Genomic DNA, 751 nt, shown 5'->3' with positions numbered 1-751 from the left:
CCCGCCGACGCCGTCCCCGCCGCCCTCGTTCCCCTCGTCGACCGCGCCCTGGCGCGCCTGGCCCTGTCGCTGGCCGACAGCGGCACCTGGCCGCCACCGGCCGAGGTTCTGGACCAGGTACGCCTGCTGGCCATCACCAGCGATTTCGCCATCGACACCCTGTGCCGCCAACCGGCGCTGCTGGCCCACCTCACCCAGCCCGGTTGCCCATCGCTGGCGCGGCCCGAGCTGGACCCGCAACACCCCAGCGACTGGCCGCAGCGCCTGCGCCGCTACCGCACCGCCGCCTCCACCCGGCTGATCTGGCGCGACCTGGCCGGGCTCGACGACGTGCCCGCCACCCTGGCCGGCGCCACCGCCCTGGCCGAAGACTGCCTGGGCATCGGCCTGGCCGCGCTCGAGCAGGAATTTGCCACCCGGCATGGCGTGGTCCGCGCCGCCGACGGCAGCGCCCAGCAGCTGGTGGTGTTCGGGCTGGGCAAGCTCGGCGGTGGCGAGCTCAATTTCAGCTCCGATGTCGACCTGGTCTACGCCTACCCGCAAGGCGGCGAATCCGACGGTGCGCGCCCGCTGGCGGCCGAGGAATACTTCGCCCGGCTCGGCCAGCGCCTGGCGCGGCTGCTGGATGAAACCACCGTGGACGGCTTCAGCCACCGCGTCGACCTGCGCCTGCGCCCGTTCGGCAGTGCCGGCCGGGTGGCGCTGTCGTTTGCCGGCATGGACCAGTACTTCCAGCGCGAAGGCCGCGACT

1 pseudogene is annotated in these 751 nt (G+C 73.6%); it reads left to right on the top strand.

Features of this window, described 5'->3' with window-relative positions:
* Nucleotides 1–751 (top strand): annotated as a pseudogene (locus DBR34_RS24455) (glutamine-synthetase adenylyltransferase); the annotation flags it as partial.

Origin of the sequence: Stenotrophomonas sp. HMWF003, assembly GCF_003061285.1 — a bacterium.
Taxonomy (GTDB): Bacteria; Pseudomonadota; Gammaproteobacteria; order Xanthomonadales; family Xanthomonadaceae; genus Stenotrophomonas; species Stenotrophomonas maltophilia_AP.
This window is presented reverse-complemented; position numbering and strand designations above follow the sequence as displayed.